At 72.7% G+C, this 17375-nt stretch carries 16 protein-coding genes; 8 read left to right on the top strand and 8 right to left on the bottom strand.

All coding sequences use genetic code 11. The annotated features are described in order from the left end of the window. Positions 1 to 49: 49 nt before the first annotated feature. The 3 genes from ACZ46W_RS01090 to ACZ46W_RS01080 all read right to left on the bottom strand — a co-directional run bounded on the left by ACZ46W_RS01090 (position 50) and on the right by ACZ46W_RS01080 (position 3652). Complete coding sequence (locus ACZ46W_RS01090) at positions 50 to 853, bottom strand: phosphatidate cytidylyltransferase (protein WP_468329340.1); 804 nt, start codon at positions 851 to 853, stop codon at positions 50 to 52. After that, positions 850 to 2628, bottom strand: coding sequence for an aminotransferase class I/II-fold pyridoxal phosphate-dependent enzyme (locus ACZ46W_RS01085; protein ID WP_468329337.1), 1779 nt, complete (start codon positions 2626 to 2628; stop codon positions 850 to 852). The genes ACZ46W_RS01090 and ACZ46W_RS01085 overlap by 4 nt, the downstream gene beginning before the upstream one ends. Before the next feature lie 142 nt (positions 2629 to 2770). Then, the gene (locus ACZ46W_RS01080; protein ID WP_468329334.1) at positions 2771 to 3652 is read right to left on the bottom strand and encodes a LysR family transcriptional regulator; all 882 of its coding nucleotides are present in this window, start codon (positions 3650 to 3652) and stop codon (positions 2771 to 2773) included. A 96-nt stretch (positions 3653 to 3748) separates the two neighbouring features. On the opposite strand from ACZ46W_RS01080, the gene ACZ46W_RS01075 reads away from it, so the two are divergent. The 5 genes from ACZ46W_RS01075 to melC2 all read left to right on the top strand — a co-directional run bounded on the left by ACZ46W_RS01075 (position 3749) and on the right by melC2 (position 8695). Then, positions 3749 to 4453, top strand: coding sequence for a succinate dehydrogenase cytochrome b subunit (locus tag ACZ46W_RS01075; RefSeq protein WP_468329331.1), 705 nt, complete (start codon positions 3749 to 3751; stop codon positions 4451 to 4453). 1 nt (position 4454) lies between these two features. Further along, on the top strand, positions 4455 to 6401 hold the full coding sequence (locus ACZ46W_RS01070) for a fumarate reductase/succinate dehydrogenase flavoprotein subunit (RefSeq protein WP_468329328.1): 1947 nt from the start codon (positions 4455 to 4457) through the stop codon (positions 6399 to 6401). Then, complete coding sequence (locus tag ACZ46W_RS01065) at positions 6398 to 7150, top strand: succinate dehydrogenase/fumarate reductase iron-sulfur subunit (RefSeq protein WP_468329325.1); 753 nt, start codon at positions 6398 to 6400, stop codon at positions 7148 to 7150. The genes ACZ46W_RS01070 and ACZ46W_RS01065 overlap by 4 nt, the downstream gene beginning before the upstream one ends. A 297-nt stretch (positions 7151 to 7447) precedes the next feature. Next, positions 7448 to 7843 (top strand): apotyrosinase chaperone MelC1, encoded by a 396-nt coding sequence (melC1, locus tag ACZ46W_RS01060; RefSeq protein WP_468329322.1) that lies wholly within the window; start codon positions 7448 to 7450, stop codon positions 7841 to 7843. 24 nt (positions 7844 to 7867) lie between these two features. Further along, positions 7868 to 8695 carry a tyrosinase MelC2 gene (gene melC2, locus ACZ46W_RS01055; RefSeq protein WP_468329319.1) on the top strand — a complete coding sequence of 276 codons (828 nt, stop codon included), beginning with the start codon at positions 7868 to 7870 and terminating at the stop codon, positions 8693 to 8695. 161 nt (positions 8696 to 8856) lie between these two features. Here the strand turns inward: melC2 and ACZ46W_RS01050 are convergent, their stop codons facing one another. From ACZ46W_RS01050 to ACZ46W_RS01035, 4 genes are all read right to left on the bottom strand, one after another. Further along, complete coding sequence (locus tag ACZ46W_RS01050; RefSeq protein WP_468329316.1) at positions 8857 to 9306, bottom strand: nuclear transport factor 2 family protein; 450 nt, start codon at positions 9304 to 9306, stop codon at positions 8857 to 8859. Positions 9307 to 9376: 70 nt separating this feature from the next. Further along, positions 9377 to 9799, bottom strand: a complete 423-nt coding sequence (locus tag ACZ46W_RS01045; protein ID WP_468329313.1) for a hypothetical protein — start codon at positions 9797 to 9799, stop codon at positions 9377 to 9379. A gap of 127 nt (positions 9800 to 9926) precedes the next feature. Beyond that, positions 9927 to 12272, bottom strand: coding sequence for an ATP-binding cassette domain-containing protein (locus ACZ46W_RS01040; protein ID WP_468329310.1), 2346 nt, complete (start codon positions 12270 to 12272; stop codon positions 9927 to 9929). Positions 12273 to 12282: 10 nt separating this feature from the next. Further along, positions 12283 to 13293 (bottom strand): MsnO8 family LLM class oxidoreductase, encoded by a 1011-nt coding sequence (locus ACZ46W_RS01035; protein WP_468332338.1) that lies wholly within the window; start codon positions 13291 to 13293, stop codon positions 12283 to 12285. Between the two features lie 298 nt (positions 13294 to 13591). Between ACZ46W_RS01035 and ACZ46W_RS01030 the strand changes: the two genes are divergently transcribed. Next, entirely contained in the window at positions 13592 to 14080 is a 489-nt protein-coding gene (locus ACZ46W_RS01030) for a phosphatase domain-containing protein (protein ID WP_468329308.1), read from the top strand. Here the strand turns inward: ACZ46W_RS01030 and ACZ46W_RS01025 are convergent, their stop codons facing one another. Continuing rightward, the gene (locus tag ACZ46W_RS01025; protein ID WP_366126009.1) at positions 14081 to 14308 is read right to left on the bottom strand and encodes a dodecin; all 228 of its coding nucleotides are present in this window, start codon (positions 14306 to 14308) and stop codon (positions 14081 to 14083) included. 228 nt (positions 14309 to 14536) lie between these two features. Between ACZ46W_RS01025 and ACZ46W_RS01020 the strand changes: the two genes are divergently transcribed. Together ACZ46W_RS01020 and ACZ46W_RS01015 are read left to right on the top strand one after the other, a co-directional pair. Further along, positions 14537 to 15808, top strand: a complete 1272-nt coding sequence (locus tag ACZ46W_RS01020; RefSeq protein WP_468329304.1) for an extracellular solute-binding protein — start codon at positions 14537 to 14539, stop codon at positions 15806 to 15808. 681 nt (positions 15809 to 16489) lie between these two features. Next, positions 16490 to 17269 (top strand): GNAT family N-acetyltransferase, encoded by a 780-nt coding sequence (locus ACZ46W_RS01015; RefSeq protein ID WP_468329301.1) that lies wholly within the window; start codon positions 16490 to 16492, stop codon positions 17267 to 17269. Positions 17270 to 17375: the final 106 nt, after the last annotated feature.

Genomic DNA, 17375 nt, shown 5'->3' with positions numbered 1-17375 from the left:
CCGCACAGCGTGGATGAGCGCGGGCCGGGGCGGGTACGGACGGCGCGGGTCAGCGCAGCACGAGCAGGACCGCCAGCGCGACCAGCAGCGAGTCGATCCGGTCCAGCAGGCCCCCGGAGCCCGGCAGCCAACTGCCGGCGTCCTTCGCCCCCGCACCCCTCTTGACCATCGATTCGAGGAGGTCGCCGGCCGGGCCGCCGACCGCCACCGCGACCGCCATCGGCCAGCTCAGCGCCGACAGCACAGCCAGCGCGCCGACACCGGCCGCCGCCCCGGCCAGGGTTCCGCTCCACCGCTTGGCCGGTGACAGCGGCGACAGCTTCGGCCCGCCCAGTCGCCGGCCGGCGAAATACGCCACGATGTCGGCGACCGACACCGCCACGAACAGCGCCAGCGCGCTCGCCCCGAGCGGCACCAGCGCCGCCAGCACCCCCAGCCAGGCCAGCCCGAGCAGGCCGGCACCGAGCCGGCGCAGGCCGTGCTCGGCGTCACCGGCCACCAGCGGTACCGCGGCCACCGCTAGCGCCCCGATCGCGACCACCCGGAGCACCTCCCCGGGCGCCAGCCAGGCGGCCAGCACCACGCCCACCACCGCCGCGGCCAGCACCGCCCGGTCCACCCGGCCCAGCCGCAGCAGACCGCCGTACTCCAGCACCGCGATCACCCCGACCAGGCCGGCGATGGCCGCGGTGCCGGGGCGGCCCCACCAGAACGCGGCGGTGACCAGGGGTACTCCGACCGCCCAGGCGCACCACCGGATCAGCAGCTCGCGGCGCCGGGACGCCGCCACCGCGATGCCGCTGAGCACCAGCGCCCCGCCCAGGCAGGGCGCCAGCGACGCCACGGTGATCACCGGGCGGATCCGGCGGCGGGAACGCCCAGGGGCAGCGCACCGAACGCCACGCGACCCGGCCGCAGCACGTCCAGGGCGGCCCCGCAGGCGGCCACGATGCGCGCGTTCTCGGCGGTGTCCCTGACCGCGACGCGCACGGTGCGCCCCTCGTACTCCGGCGACAGCGGCGACAGGTCGCGCAGGTACACGTCGTGACGGCGGCACTCGTCGACCAGCCGTGCGGCACTCGGCCCGTCGGCCGGCAGGGTGAGGCTGAGGAAGTTCGCCACGCCCTCCTCGACCACCACGGCCTCGTCCAGCCCGGCCAGATCGGCGGCCAACCGCCGGCGCAGCGCGTGGGTGCGCAGCCAGCGCTCGCCGTAGTACGCCGGGTCGCGCAGGGCCGCCACCGCGGCGAGCTGTGCCGGGAGGCTGACCGGCCAGGGCGGCGTCCACCGGCGCAGGCGCGCCGCGGTGACCGGCTCGGCCACCAGATAGGCGGCCCGCACACCCGACAGGGCGTACATCTTCGACAGCGAGCTGCACACCACCACCCGCGGGTCCGTCGCGGCGAGTCCGGCGAGCGACTCGGCCATGTCGACGTAGCCCAGGTAGGCCTCGTCGATCCACCAGCGGGTCCGGGTCGGCGCGGTGGCGATCACCGAGCGCAGCTCCGCGGCCGGTGCGTGGCGTCCGGTGGGGTTGTTCGGGTTGACCACGACCACGAGGTCGTAGCGCCCGGAGCCGACGGCGGCGGACAGCCGGGCGGGATCGATCCGCCAGCCGTCCTCGCGGCGCAACCGGAACCGGTCCACCCGGCAGCCGATCACCCGCTCGGTGACGTGGGCGTACTCGCCGTAGCCCGGGTCCATCAGCAGCACCCTGCTGTCCGGGGTCAGCCACTGGCCGAACGCCCGGAAGATCAGGTCGGAGGAGCCGGCGCCGACCGCGAGCGTCCCGGCGGGCAGCGCCCGGGCCGCGGCGATCTCCGCCACCAGGCCCTCGGCGCCGGTGGGCGGCGACGTCCGGGCCGCCCAGCCCGGATCGTCCGCGAGCGCCGCCCGCACCCCGGGGGCCGGCGGGAACCAGGCGTCCAGCACGTCGGCGGCGACGACCCGGTGGCGCCGCCCCAGACTGCGGAAGTCCGTGCCGATGGCGGTGAACGAGGCGCCGCCGTGCTCGCACCCGTCCGGCCGGGGCGCGAACGGCACGTCGAGCCCCCAGTCCACCTGGGACCGCAGGCGCTCCAGCATCGTGCCGTAACGGTCCATCGTTGCCCTCGTCAGCCCGGCCACGTCACCGGTGAGCACCTCGAACGTCAACGCACCGCTGTGGACGGTACGTCCGACCGGGCGCAGGCCCGCGGCCTGGTACATGGGCAGCAGCTCGGTGCGCCCCATCGCCACCACCCGGCGGCCGCCCCGGGCGGCGATCCAGCGCAGCGCCGCGTACATCAGCAGCGCCGCCGCCGCGGTCGACCGCCAGCGCGGCTCGACGGTCAGGATGCGCACCTCGAACAGGTCGGCCCCGTCCAGCAGCGGCAACTCGTCACGGCTCACGTACTTGTCGAGCGCGTACCGTCCCAGCCAGGGCGGCGTCAGGCTGACGAAGCCCATGCGGTCCGCGCCGCGCGCCGCGACCAGGTAGACGTTGTCGCCGTCCAGCCCGTCGCGGAGCCGGCCGGCCGGGTCGGGCGCGTGCTGGCCCAACTCCTGTGCGTACACCCGGTGACGCAGTTCGTGGATCCACTGAAGATCCTCTGCGGTGGCGGTACGGAGCTGCAAGTCACGGCCCATGGACACCTCTTCCGACGCGGGTTCGAGTCGCCCCATCGTCGGGAACGCCGCCCGGCCGCGTCAGCGCCGAGCGACGCAGATGAGGTGAGTACGCGTACTCAGGCGCGTCCGCCGCCGATACGGGAGTCTGTGGGCCGGCCGCTCAGCCCCGCCGCGCCAGCAGCAGCCGCTGGAGCTCCCGCGCGGCCCGTGGCGGCGCCACGTCGCTGCGGTGCGCCAGCCCGATCGTGCGCCGCAGCCCCGGCCGCGCCAGCGCCGTGACCCTGAGGTCCCGCCCGGCCCGCGCCGCCACCATCGCGGGCACCACCGCCACGCCCAGCCCCGCCCGGACGAAGCCGAGCACCGCGTCCATCTCGCCGCCCTCCACCGTGAACGACGGCTCGAACCCCTCCGCGCGGCACGCCGCCACCGTCAGCTCCCGCAGGTCGTAGCCATGCCGGAACATCACCAGCGGCTGCCCCTCCAGATCGGCGATCCGCACCGGCCGCCGAGGGGCGGGCGCCGCCGCCGAGGAGACGACGACCAGGTCCTCGTGGAGCAGCTCCACGGTCGTCAGCGCCGGTGACGGGGTCGGCAAGGGCAGCACCACCAGGGCGAGGTCGAGCGACCCGCGCGCCAGCTCCCGTACGAGGTCGTGGGAGCCGCTCTCCTCGATCAGCAGTTGGATGCCCGGGTGCAGGTCGTGGAAGGCGCGCAGCACATCGGGCAGCAGCCCGGTGCACAGGCTCGGCGTCGCCCCCAGCCGCACCCGCCCGCGCTTGAGCTGCGCCAGCTCCTGCACCTCGTGGCGGGCGGTGTCGGCATCGGCCAGGATGCGGCGGGCCAGCGGCAGCAGCGCCTCGCCGGCGTCGGTGAGCGCGATGTTGCCGCGCGCCCGGCTGAAGAGCTCGGCGCCCAGCTCCTTCTCCAGCGCCCTGATCTGCTGGGACAGCGACGGCTGGGAGACGTGGACGCGCTCGGCGGCCCGGGTGAAGTGCCGGGTCTCGGCCACCGCCACGAAGTACAGGAGCTGCTGGAACTGCATGGCACCCACCCTAGCCGTCTCCATAGGCATCCTCTATGGAGATCAGCCGGACCATGTCTTGGACCTCTGGCCCGGTCCACCCCTAGCGTCGGAGCCATGGCTCTGGCAACCCGGACGGATCGACAACCGTCCCTCACGCGCACGTTCTGGGGATCGACCGTCGGTAAGAAGACGGTCATGGCCGTCAGCGGCCTGATCATGATCGCTTACCTCGTGGCGCATGTGATGGGCAACCTGAAGGTCTTCTTCGGCCCCGGCGAGTTCAACGCGTACGGCCACTGGCTGCGCACCATGGGCGAGCCCGTCCTGCACTACGAGTGGGGCCTGTGGATCGCCCGCGTGGTGCTGCTCACCGCCGTGATCGCCCACGGCGTCTCCGCGTACCAGCTCAGCAGGCGCGACCTCAAGGCCCGCCCCACCGCGTACGTCCACAAGCGCCGCCGCGCGAGCTACGCGACCCGCACCATGCGCTGGGGCGGCGTGATCGTGGCGCTGTTCATCGTCTGGCACATCCTGGACCTGACGACGCTGACCGTGAACCCGAACGCCCAGCCGGGCCATCCGTACGAGAACGTCGTCGCGACCTTCTCCACCTGGTACGGCAACGTCATCTACATCGTGGCGATGCTCGCCGTCGGCCTGCACATCCGGCACGGCTTCTGGTCCGCCGCCCAGACCCTCGGCGTGGGCAACGCGCGGCGCGACCGGGCGCTCAAGACCCTCGCCAACGTCCTCGCGCTCGTGCTGACCGCGGGCTTCATCTCCGTACCCGTCGCCGTCATGACCGGAGTGGTGAGCTGACATGAGCTACCTCGACTACAGGATCGGCGCTCCCGTCACCGACACGGCGGCGCCCCAGGGCCCCATCGCCGAGCGCTGGGACAAGCGCCGCTTCGAGGCGCGACTGGTCAACCCGGCCAACCGCCGCAAGCACACGATCATCGTCGTCGGCACCGGCCTCGCGGGCGGCTCCGCCGGCGCGACCCTGGCCGAGCAGGGCTACCACGTCGTCCAGTTCTGCTACCAGGACTCACCGCGCCGCGCCCACTCCATCGCCGCGCAGGGCGGCATCAACGCGGCCAAGAACTACCGCAACGACGGCGACTCGATCCACCGCCTCTTCTACGACACCGTCAAGGGCGGCGACTTCCGGGCCCGCGAGTCCAATGTGCACCGCCTCGCGCAGATCTCCGTCGAGATCATCGACCAGTGCGTCGCCCAGGGCGTGCCCTTCGCCCGCGAGTACGGCGGCCTCCTCGACACCCGCTCCTTCGGCGGCGTCCAGGTCTCCCGCACCTTCTACGCCCGCGGCCAGACGGGCCAGCAGCTCCTGCTCGGCGCCTACCAGGCGCTCTCCCGGCAGATCGCGGCGGGCAACGTGGAGATGCACCCGCGCACCGAGATGCTCGACCTGATCGTGATCGACGGGCGGGCGCGCGGCATCGTCGCCCGTGACCTCGTCACCGGGAAGATCTCCACCCACTTCGCGGACGCGGTGGTCCTGGCGTCCGGCGGCTACGGCAACGTCTTCTACCTGTCGACGAACGCCATGAACTCCAACGCCACCGCCGTGTGGCGGGCGCACCGGCGAGGCGCGTACTTCGCCAACCCCTGCTTCACCCAGATCCACCCCACCTGCATCCCGCGCACCGGCGACCACCAGTCCAAGCTGACCCTGATGAGCGAGTCGCTGCGCAACGACGGCCGCATCTGGGTGCCGAAGGCGCGCGGCGACCGGCGGCCGCCGAACGAGATCCCCGAGGACGAGCGGGACTACTACCTGGAGCGGATCTACCCGTCCTTCGGCAACCTCGTCCCGCGCGACATCGCCTCCCGCGCCGCCAAGAACGTCTGCGACGAGGGCCGCGGCGTCGGCCCCGGCGGCCAGGGGGTCTACCTGGACTTCGCCGACGCCATCCGCCGCATGGGCCGGGCCAAGGTGGAGGAGAAGTACGGCAACCTCTTCGACATGTACGAGCGGATCACCGCGGAGAACCCGTACGAGGTGCCGATGCGGATCTACCCCGCCGTGCACTACACGATGGGCGGCCTGTGGGTCGACTACGACCTCCAGACCACCGTCCCCGGCCTGTTCGCGATCGGCGAGGCCAACTTCTCCGACCACGGCGCCAACCGGCTCGGCGCGTCCGCGCTGATGCAGGGCCTGGCCGACGGGTACTTCGTCCTGCCGTCCACCATCAACGACTACCTCGCCCGCAACCCCCGGAGCGAGCGGGTCGGCCCCGACCACCCGGCCGTACGGGAGGTCATGGCCGAGACCGAGGACCGGCTGAACCTCCTGCTGGCGGTCGACGGGGACCGCACCCCGGACTCCTTCCACCGCGAGGTGGGCGAGCTGATGTGGGAGTTCTGCGGCATGGCCCGCACGGCGGACGGGCTGCGCAAGGCGCTCGACCGGATACCGCAGATCCGGGAGGAGTTCTGGCGCCGGATCAAGGTCCCGGGCACGGGAGAGGAGCTCAACCAGTCGCTGGAGAAGGCCAACCGCGTCGTCGACTACCTGGAGCTGGCCGAGCTGATGTGCCTCGACGCCCTGCACCGCACCGAGTCGTGCGGCGGCCACTTCCGCGAGGAGTCCCAGACGCCGGACGGCGAAGCCGCCCGCAAGGACGAGGAGTTCGCCTACGCCGCCGCCTGGGAGTTCGCGGGTACCGGTGACGCTCCCGTCCTGCACAAGGAAGACCTCGTCTTCGAGTACGTCCACCCCACCCAGCGGAGCTACGCATGAGGCTCAAGTTGCGCGTCTGGCGCCAGAAGAACGCCGACGCCCCCGGCGCCATGGCCACCTACGAGGTGGACGGCATCTCCAAGGACATGTCGTTCCTGGAGATGCTCGACACCCTCAACGAGGAGCTGATCCTCCGGGGTGAGGACCCCGTCGCCTTCGACCACGACTGCCGGGAGGGCATCTGCGGGGCCTGCTCGCTCGTCATCAACGGCGACGCGCACGGCCCCGAGCGCACCACCACCTGCCAGCTCCACATGCGGGCGTTCGAGGACGGCGACACCATCGACGTCGAGCCGTGGCGGGCCTCCGCCTTCCCGGTCGTCAAGGACCTGGTGGTGGACCGCTCCGCCTTCGACCGGATCATCCAGGCCGGCGGCTACATCAGCGCCCCCACCGGATCGGCCCCGGAGGCGCACGCCACGCCCGTCCCCAAGGCGGACGCCGACTTCGCCTTCGAGCACGCCGAGTGCATCGGCTGCGGCGCGTGCGTGGCGGCCTGCCCGAACGGCTCGGCGATGCTCTTCACCTCGGCGAAGGTCAACCACCTCAATGTGCTCCCGCAGGGCGCGCCGGAGCGGGAGACCCGCGTCCTGGACATGGTCCGGGTCATGGACGAGGAGGGCTTCGGCGGCTGCACCCTGACCGGTGAGTGCGCCACCGCCTGCCCGAAGGGCATCCCGCTGCCGTCGATCGCGGCCATGAACAAGGAGTGGCTGCGGGCCACGCGCAAGGCGCCGCGCCGCAACTGATTCCGGACACTCTCCGGCCGTGAGCCGTGCCACCCCTGTCGCCCCGGGACGGAAGATTCTTCACGGAGTTGTCACATTCTCCGCAAGACTTTCGTTCCGGGGCTTCCTTGTGCGCGCCCACAACAAGATCAACTTCGTTCAATTCTGCACTTTAGATGGCGAGTTGTCCGTATCACGGCCAACCGGCCCCCGCGGAATTCCAGGCTCCGACAACCCCCGGATAGGCATGGCCGTGCCGGGGGCACCTGACCACGCCCCCGGCGGAAATCGACCACCGCAGAACTCAGGGGGTTACCCATGTCCAGCATCACGCGCCGCCGCGCCCTCGGCGTCGCCGCCTCGGCCGCCGCGGGCCTCGCCGCCGGGCGTGCCATCACCGCGCCCGACCAGGCTTCGGCCGCGTCGGCCCGTCCGGGCACCGGGCCGGAGGCGTTCGACGAGATCTACCAGGGGCGCCGCATACAGGGAGCGCCCTCGCACGGCGGCCACCACGGGGGCGGGGGGCACGGCGGACACGGCGGCGGCTACGCCGTACGGATCGACGGCGAGGAACTGCACGTCATGCGGAACGCCGACGGCACCTGGATCAGCGTGATCAACCACTACGAGCCGCTCGCCACGCCCCGCGCCGTGGCCCGGGCCGCCGTCCGTGAACTCCAGGGCGCCCCGCTCGTGCCCCTCGCCACCGCCTGATCAGGAACCCGGAGCCGCACCACCATGACCGTACGCAAGAACCAGGCCCAGCTCACCGCCGCCGAGAAGCGCGGCTTCGTCAACGCCGTGCTGGAGCTCAAGCGCACCGGCCAGTACGACACGTTCGTCACCACGCACAACGCCTTCATCATGAGCGACACCGACAACGGCGACCGGGTCGGCCACCGTTCGCCGTCCTTCCTGCCCTGGCACCGCCGCTTCCTCCTCCAGTTCGAGCAGGCGCTCCAGGCCGTCGACCCGGCCGTCGCCCTGCCGTACTGGGACTGGACCGCGGACCGTACCCCCGGCGCCTCCCTGTGGGCCCCCGACTTCCTCGGCGGCACCGGGCGCGCCCGCGACGGCCAGGTCATGGACGGGCCGTTCGCCCGCTCCACCAACCGCTGGACCCTCTCCGTGCGGGTCGACGGCCGCGACTACCTCCGCCGCGCCCTCGGGGCCGGCGGCCGCCAACTCCCCACCCGCGCCGAGGTGGACGCCGTCCTCGCCATGGAGACGTACGACATGGCGCCCTGGAACAGCGCGTCCGACGGCTTCCGCAACCACCTGGAGGGCTGGCGCGGCGCCAACCTCCACAACCGCGTCCACGTGTGGGTCGGCGGCCACATGGCCACCGGAGCGTCCCCCAACGACCCGGTCTTCTGGCTCCACCACGCCTTCATCGACAAGCTGTGGGCCGACTGGCAGGCCCGTCACCCCCGGTCGGGGTACCTGCCCACCGCCGGCACACCGAACGTCGTCGACCTGAACGACACCATGCGCCCGTGGAACGACGTCACCCCGGCGGACATGCTCGACCACACCCGGCACTACACCTACGACACGGCCGCCTAAGGTCTGTCGCGAAATCGGTCCTGGTCGTGGGACGGCCACGCTCCATGGGGCGGAGGGCCTGACGAACGGCCAGGGGCCCGGCTTGAGCCGCTGCTGCCGCAGGGCATCAAGCCGGGCCGTCCGCCGGTGTGGACGCGGCGGCATCTGATGTGCATTCGGCCTCAGGCTGTCGGCGCGGACGCGGCACAGGCGTCGACGATGGCCTGAGTGTCCCAGTAGAACGGACGGACCTCGGTGATCCGCCCGTCCTTGACCGTGATCGTTTGCAGGATCGGGAAGCTGAGTTCCCGACCTGTCGCACGAGCGCGAGCACGGACCTGAGTGAGCACGACCGCGGTCTCACCGGTGGCGAGGAACTCCTGCTCCACCATGTCGAACGTCTCCCAGACCTGTCCCATCGCGAGGAAGAACCGCGTCATTCCGCTGTGCCCACGCCACGTACCTCCATAGGGCAGAGCATCCGCTTGGTGCAGTTCGACATTCGGCGCGAAGAAGGGGGCGAGCAAGTCGAACGAAGCCTCGCCAGGCCCTCCGGCCGCCAGGTACTCCGCCTCAGCCGCGTACATGCCGGTGAGGACTGTTACCGAGTCTGCGGTACATGGCATCGTCATACCGCCAGCATGATCAGTACATACGCATCTTGCTCGCGGAATTCAGACATCGTTGTGCGTGGTCCTCGGACTACCGCCCACGCGACAGCGGAGGCCGAGCCGGGGCGTCCGCGCCAAGCCGGGCACGCCGTGCGCGATTCCGTAGGTGAACAATGAGCGTCAGGGCAGATCCGATCAGTGCCATGACGGCGGCGGCGACCCAGTGCCGCGTCTGCTGGCCCATGAGCAGGCACGAGACGGCACCGAACCAGGCGCCCGCCGCCGGGACCAGCGCCGCGTGCCGACCGGCGGTCGTATCGGTGAGGGAGGCCACGCTGAAGTAGGCGACGATGAATCCGGCGAACAGGGCAAGGGTGTACCACTCTCCGCCGTCAGGGAGGGTGTAGCCCTTACGGGTTCGCACCAGCCCCAGGTCAACGGCCCCGGCGACTGCCCAGAAGAACGCGCTGGAGGCCACCACGCCGAGAGCGACGCGCCACGCCGTATTCGTCATGCCGGGATCGTAGGAGCGATTGGGGGAGTTCGACCAGCGCGTTGTTCCGGCCCGCCGTGTACACAGAGCCGTGGCTTCGGCGTCGAGGACGGCGAGCAGATGCCGGGGCGACGCACCGCCCGCGAGGCTAGCCCCGCAGGGCCGCCGCGAGGTACGGCGCGGTGCGGCCGGCCGCCGCACCCGCCACCTCGGCCGGCGGGCCGGTGGCGACGATCCGGCCGCCCGCGTCGCCACCGCCCGGGCCCAGGTCGACCACCCAGTCCGCGCCGGCCACCACGTCCATGTCGTGCTCGACGACCACCACCGAGTGGCCGGCGTCCACCAGCCCGTGCAACTGGCGCATCAGCACCTCCACATCGGCCGGGTGCAGCCCGGTCGTCGGCTCGTCCAGCACGTACAAGGTGTGCCCCCGGCGCACCCCCTGGAGCTCGGCGGCCAGTTTGATGCGCTGCGCCTCGCCGCCCGACAGCTCCGTCGCCGGCTGCCCCAGCCGCAGGTACCCGAGCCCCACGTCCCGCAGGGCACGCAGGCTGCGTACGGCGGCGGGGGCGTCGGCGAAGAACTCCGCGGCCGCCTCCACCGTCAGGTCCAGCACCTCGGCGATGTTCCGCCCCCGGTACCGCACATCGAGCGTCTCGGGGTTGTACCGGGCACCGCCGCAGTCCGGGCAGGGCGCGTACGTACTGGGCAGGAACAGCAGCTCCACCGATACGAAACCCTCGCCCTGGCACGTCTCGCACCGCCCGCCCGCCACATTGAACGAGAACCGGCCCGCCCTGTAGCCGCGCGCCCGCGCCTCGTCCGTCCCCGTGAACAGCCTGCGCACCACGTCGAACAGACCCGTGTACGTCGCCAGGTTCGAGCGCGGGGTCCGGCCGATCGGGCGCTGGTCAACCGTCACCACACGGCCCACGCCCGGAAGTTCGCCCGTCAGCTCACCCACGAGCGTCGACTTGCCCGAACCGGACACGCCCGTCACCGCCGTCAGGACGCCCAGCGGCAGCTCCGCCTCCAGGGCCCGCAGATTGTGCCGCGTGACCGGGCCGAGCCTCAGCCACCCGGACGGCTCCCGCACCGACCGCGCCGGCACCGGCCCCCGGTCGAACAGGAACCGGCGCGTCGCCGACTCCGCCACCCCGCGCAGCCCCTCCGGCGGGCCGCTGTGCAGCACCCGCCCGCCGTGCTCGCCCGCCCGGGGACCCACGTCCACCAGCCAGTCCGCGTGCCGCACCACGTCCAGGTGGTGCTCGACCACGAACACCGAGTTGCCCGCCGCCTTCAGCCGGTCCAGGACGACCAGCAGCGCCTCCGTGTCGGCCGGGTGCAGACCGGCGGACGGCTCGTCGAGCACGTACACCACTCCGAACAGGCCCGAGCGGAGCTGCGTGGCCAGCCGCAGCCGTTGCAGCTCACCGCTGGAGAGCGTCGGCGTGGCGCGGTCCAGGCTCAGATAGCCGAGCCCCAGCTCGGTGACGGTGGCGATACGGGCCCTCAGGTCGGCGGTCAGCACGCGGGCCGTCTCGCTGCCCGCGTCCCGCGCGAGGACCTCGGCCAGCGCGGTCAGCGGCAGCGCCGCCAGCTCCGCGATCGTCCGCCCCCCGAAGGTGACGGCCAGCGCCTCCGGCCGCAGCCGGCTGCCGTCGCACACCGGGCACGGCACGCTGGTGAGGAAGCGTTCCGCCTTCGCCCGCAGCGTCTGGCTCTTCGACTCGGCGAAGGTGTGCAGGACGTAGCGCCGCGCACTCATGTACGTGCCCTGGTACGGGCGCTGGATACGGCCCGCCTCCCGCACCGGATGCACCGTGACCACCGGCTGCTCGTCGGTGAACAGGATCCAGTCCCGGTCCTGCTGGGCCAGCTCCCGCCACGGCCGGTCGACGTCGTACCCCAGCGCGTCGAGCACGTCCCGCAGGTTCTTGCCCTGCCAGGCGCCCGGCCAGGCCGCGATCGCGCCCTCCCGGATCGACAGGCCCGGGTTGGGCACCAGCAGCTCCTCGCCGGTGTGGTGGACGCGGCCCAGGCCATGGCACTCGGGGCACGCCCCGGCGGCCGTGTTCGGCGAGAAGGCGTCCGAGTCCAGCCGCTCCGCCCCCGCCGGGTAGTCGCCCGCCCGCGAGAACAGCATCCGCAGCGAGTTCGACAGCGTCGTGACCGTACCGACCGAGGACCGCGAGCCCGGCGACGAGCGGCGCTGCTCCAGCGACACCGCCGGGGGCAGACCGGTGATCTCCCCGACCTTCGGCGCCCCCACCTGGTGGATCAACCGCCGCGCGTACGGCGCGACCGACTCGACATAGCGCCGCTGCGCCTCGGCGTAGATCGTCCCGAACGCGAGCGACGACTTGCCCGACCCCGACACGCCCGTGAACACGGCGATCGCGTCCCGTGGGACGTCCACGTCCACGGCGCGCAGATTGTGCTCCCGGGCGCCCCGGACACGGACGTACGGATCATGGTCGTAAGGGCCTCGCATGACCGTCAGTCTAGGCGTTTACGCTGGTCAGACCCGCGAGACGGGCGAGCCTGGCGTACGAGTCCAGCAGCGCGGCGTGGTCGTACGTACTGGTCGTGACCAGGATCTCGTCGGCACCCGTCTCCTTCACGGCCTCCTCCAGCGCGTCCCGCACCTGCTCCTCGGTGCCGTGGATGTGGCCGCGCAGCGCCGACTCGTAGAACTCCCGCTGCCGGGCCGTCATCGTCAGGCGCTCGATCCGCTCCGGCGGCGCCAGCGGCGGGAAGACGCCCTCGGTGCGCGAGTACGCCAGCGACCACGCCTCCGGGATCAGCAGCCGCGCCGCCTCCTCCTCGGTCGCCGCGACCGCGACGGTGCCCGCCACGACGACGTACGGCTCCGCCGACCAGACGGAGGGGCGGAAGTCCGCGCGGTAGCGCTCGATCGCGGCCACCACCTTCGAGCGGCCCTTCAGGTCCCCTATCACCAGCGGCAGCCCGGCCGCGGCGGCGACGGCCGCGCCCTCGCCGGTGGCCAGGACGTACGGCGGCACCCGCAGCCCCTCGGCCGGGCGGGCGTGCACCTGCGGGTACGCCGTCTGCGTGCCCGAGAACCAGCCCAGCAGCTCGTCCAACTGCCCCGCGAAGTCGTCGGCGTCCTTCTTGCCGTGGCCCAGCGCCCGCCGTATCCCGTCCGTGAACCCGACGGAACGGCCCAGGCCCATGTCGATCCGGCCCGGGAAGAGGGACTCCAGCACCCCGAACTGCTCGGCCACCACCAAGGGCTGGTGGTTGGGCAGCATCACCCCGCCCGTGCCGACCCGGATGGTGCTGGTCGCGGCGGCGACGGCGGCCGCCAGCACGGTCGGCGCCGAACCGGCGACGCCCGGCACGCCGTGGTGCTCCGAGACCCAGAAGCGGTGGTAGCCGAGCGCCTCCAGCTCCCGGGCGAGGGCCACGGTGTCCCGCAGCGCCCGAGGGCCGTCCTGCCCCTCGCGGGTGCGGGAGCGGTCCAGTACCGACAGTCGCGTCGCAGCGATCAATGAGCTCACGCCCTGATTCAACGCCTGCGTCCGGCAGGGATTCCCACAGGGCCCGTCTTTCGGATCTTGCCGGGTTCGCGTGCCCTGGCACGCTCCCCCTGAGCTTCGCCAGGGGGTGCCCCCACCCCCTACCTTCGGCGGGGGGACCCCCTGCGGCGTTGTCGTCAGTCGCCAGCGCTCCCCAGTGGCTCCCTCCTCCGCCTTGCATCTGCACGCTCCCTCGGCTTCGCCTGGGGGGACCCCAGACCCCACTCGCTGATCCGGCCTGATCCAAAAGACAGGCCCTACGCTGGGGGCCGTGACGCGAAAGAGCAGGCCACTGGCCGTATTCGACCTGGACAACACACTTTCCGACGCCCGGCACCGGCAGCGGTTCCTGGAGCGCAAACCACGCGACTGGGACGCCTTCTTCGCCGCCGCCCCCAAGGACCCGCCGCTCGCGCGGGGCGTGGAGCTGTGCCTGGAGGCGGCCGAGGAGTGCGACGTCGTCTACCTCACCGGACGGCCCGAACGGTGCCGCGCCGACACGGTCGCCTGGCTCGCCGAGCACGGCCTGCCCGAGGGCCCGCTCCACATGCGCGGCAACCAGGACCGCCGCCCGGCCCGGGTCACCAAGCTGGAGATCCTGCGCCGGCTCTCCGGTACCCGCGAGGTCCGCATGCTCGTCGACGACGACGAACTGGTCTGCGAGGCCGCCGAACGGGCGGGCTTCCGGGTCGTACGGGCCCGTTGGGCCGAGAGCTCCGAGGCACTGGTGGAGGCCCAGGAGAAGGAGGGCCGGACCTGATCAGCCCGCCGCCTCGGTGCCTTCCTCCAGACGGAAGCCCACCTTCAGGCCGACCTGGTAGTGGGCGATCCGCCCGTTCTCGATGTGCCCCCTGATCTGCGTCACCTCGAACCAGTCGAGATTGCGCAGCGTCTCGGAGGCGCGCGCGATGCCGTTGCGCATCGCGTGGTCCACGCCCTCGTGCGAGGTGCCGACGATCTCGGTGACGCGGTAGGTGTGCTGCGACATGGAGCTCTCCTCGTTCGCCCGGTGGTGCGTTCCTTCCACGGTGCACCACCACGCCGAGGTCCGCGCGGCGATGGGGCACGGCATGCGGCGCCCGGCCGACCCCCTGCCGCGAACCCTTGACCCGCCACTTGGTCCATACCAAAATCCAGCCATCACGCCCGCGGCGAACCCGCTTCGCTTCCCCCCACGTCGGGTCCACTCCTCACGCACACGCAAAAGGTGACCTACGTGAAGAAGCGCTTCCTGGCGTGCGCCTGCGCGCTCGTCGTCGTGGCCGCGCCCGCCCTGACCGGATGCGGTCTCCTGCCCGGCGACGACAAGGCCGGCACCCGCACGGTGACCGTGTGGCTGATGAAGGGCAGCGTCTCCGACGACTTCCTGAAGCGGTTCACCACCGCGTACGAGAAGGAGCACCCCGGCATCGACCTGGAGGTCACCTTCCAGGAGTGGACCGGCATCGGCAAGAAGGTCACCGCCGCGCTGGAGAGCGACGACACCCCCGACGTCATCGAGGTCGGCAACACCCAGGTCGCCCAGTACGCCGAGACCGAGCTGCTGTACGACCTGACGCTCGAATCGGTGCGCGACCTCGGCTACCAGGACTGGCTGCCCGGCCTCGCCGAGCCCGGCAAGGTCAACGGCTCCCAGTACGGCATCCCCTGGTACGCGGCCAACCGGGTGGTGGTCTACAACAAGGACCTGTTCGACCGGGCCGGGATCAAGACGCCCCCGAAGACCCGCGAGCAGTGGCTGGAGGACACCGAGAAGCTCAACGACGGCCCCGGCGGCACCCAGGGCATCTATCTCGCCGGGCAGGACTGGTACACCCTGGCCGGCTTCATCTGGGACGAGGGGGGCGAGCTGGCCGTCCGGAAGAACGGCCAGTGGACCGGGGCCCTGGACTCCGCCGCCGCCCTGCGCGGCATGGACGTCTACAAGGAGCTCCAGGCACTCGGCGAGGGCCCCGAGGACGCCGACGAGGAGAACCCGCCCCAGGCCCAGGTCTTCGCCCGGGGCGACGTCGCCCAGATCATCGCGCCACCGAGCGTCGCCGCCGCCATCACGGAACGGAACCCGGCCCTCAAGGACAAGCTCGGCTTCTTCCCCATCCCCGGCAAGTCCGCCGGCAAGCCGTGCGCGGTCTTCACCGGCGGCTCCGACCTGATCGTCCCGCTCAACTCCCGGGACCGGCAGGCCGCCATCGACGTCGTCACGGCGCTGGCCGGCGAGAAGTGGCAGACCGACCTCGCCCGCACCATGAACTACGTCCCCAACAAGGCCTCCCTGGCCGCCGCCGTGGACGGCCAGGAAGCCACCGCCGCCATGGCCGCGGGCGCCGCACGCGGCCGTGCGACACCCAACTCACCGGAATGGGCCGCCGTCGAGGCCGCCAACCCCATCAAGCCCTACATGACCGCCGTCCTCCAGGGCCGATCCCCCGAGCCCGCAGCCAAGGCAGCCTCGGCCAGAATCACCGCCATCCTGACCGGCGAGGGGTGACGGGGCCGGGGTGAGGGGCAGCGGGGGGGAGGGGGAGGGCCGGCGGGGGCAAACCGCCGCCTGGCCGCGCCCCGCGCCCCGCGCCCGCGCGGCGCGGGGGGACCGGCCGGTAAGCGGCGAGGAGGGAACCGGCCGGGTGTGCCCAGGGGCCAACGGCGCTTGAGCGCCGCGAGGCAGGCGAGCCGCGGGGTCCTTGGCACGCGAGCGCGGCCGGGTAGGCGGGCCGCGGGGCCTCGGCACGCGAGCGCCGCGGGGCGAGCGGGCCGCGGGGCCTCGGCACGCGAGCGCGGCCGGGTGAGCGGGCCGCGGGGCCTCGGCACGCGAGCGCGGCCGGGTGGGCGGGCCGCAGGGTCTCGGTCCACGAGCGCGGCCGGGTAGGCGGGCCGCGGGGGCCTCCGCCCACGAGCGTTCGCAGGGCAGCCGGGCCCGCCCGCGCGTGAGCGCGTGGCAGGGGCGCCCGTCCCGACGCGGGGGAGGGGCACGCGCCCGCAAGCGGCGGGGGCAAACCGGCCACGCACGGCGCGCCGCGCGTCGCGGGGTGTTCGCGTACCGGGCATTCAGCAGGCGCACACCCTCGCTCCGCCGCACGGTCATGCGGAATCCAGCCGGCCACGGAAGAAGTAAGGGGCCGGGCCGCCGCAGCGAGGGTCCGGGTCCCTACCTCCGGCACAGGAGACCGCCATGCCCGCATCCCCCGCCGCCACGCTGGAGAGCCCCGCCGCGCCCCAGCCCCGCTACGTCGTCGCGCTCGCCCGCGAGCAGGAGGAGGTGCGCGCCGCCCAGCGGCTGCGCCACCAGGTGTTCGCCGGAGAGCTGGGCGCCCGGCTCGACGGGCCCGAACCGGGCCTGGACGCCGACGAGTTCGACGCCTACTGCGACCACCTCCTGGTACGGGAGGAGGCCACCGGCGACATCGTCGGCACCTACCGGCTGCTCCCGCCCGAGCGCGCCCGCATCGCCGGGCGGCTGTACTCCGAGGGCGAGTTCGACCTCACCCGGCTCGCCCCGGTCCGCGACGACCTCGTCGAGGTCGGCCGCTCCTGCGTCCACCCCGCGCACCGCAACGGCGCCGTGATCTCCCTCATCTGGGCCGGCATCGCCCGCTATATGACCCGCACCGGACACACCTGGCTGGCCGGCTGCTGCTCCCTCCCGCTCGCCGACGGCGGCGCCCTCGCCGCCGCCACCTGGGACACGGTCAGAGCCAAGCACCTGGCCCCCGAGGAGTACTGGGTCACCCCGCACAAGCTCTGGTCCGCCGACGGCGTCGCCCGCCCCGCCGGCCGCACCGAGCTGCCGCCCCTGCTGCGCGGGTACCTGCGCCTCGGCGCCTGGGTCTGCGGCGCGCCCGCCCACGACGCCGAGTTCGGCGTCGCCGACCTGTACGTGCTGCTGTCGCTGCGCCGCACCAACCCCCGCTACCTGCGGCACTTCCTGTCCCTCGCCCCCGACGTCCGGTGAGCAGGTTCCCGCTCGGTCCGCCTCCGTGGCGCCGGGGTGTCCGCCGACGGTCGACCGTGCTCAGTCCTTCGTTCCTCAGGACCTCCGCGCGTGCGCCCTCTCGGCA

It is taken from the genome of Streptomyces sp. NPDC031064 (assembly GCF_055570965.1).
The sequence above is the reverse complement of the archived record's forward strand: the minus strand, read 5'-3'. Positions and strand labels throughout refer to the sequence as shown.